Source organism: Pseudomonas viridiflava, from assembly GCF_900602065.1.
In the GTDB taxonomy this organism is placed as follows: domain Bacteria; phylum Pseudomonadota; class Gammaproteobacteria; order Pseudomonadales; family Pseudomonadaceae; genus Aquipseudomonas.
The window spans coordinates 1-310 of record NZ_UWFN01000247.1; the positions used below are offsets into that span (position 1 = coordinate 1).

Consider the following 310-nt stretch of genomic DNA (forward strand, 5'->3'; position numbering starts at 1 on the left):
GTGCTACCCCTTCCTGGACGAGCGGCCGCCGGTGCTGCTCGACTGGATGCCCTGGCATCACACGGCCGCCGGCAATCTGATCTCCGGCATGGTGATGTTCTGCGGCGGAACCTTGTACCTCGACGACGGCAAGCCGACCCCCGACGACTTCGCGAAAACGGTGCGCAACCTGCGCGAGATCGCTCCCACCATCTACTTCACGGTGCCCAAGGGGCTGGAGATGCTGGTACGGGCGATGAAGGACGACAGCGCCTTGCGCGACCATTTTTTCAGCCGTCTGAGTTTGATCTTTCCGGCCGGCGCGGCCTTG

General features: G+C 63.9%; 1 pseudogene. It reads left to right on the forward strand.

What is annotated here, in order from left to right:
- Positions 1-310, forward strand: a pseudogene (locus tag EE949_RS13380) (feruloyl-CoA synthase); the annotation flags it as partial.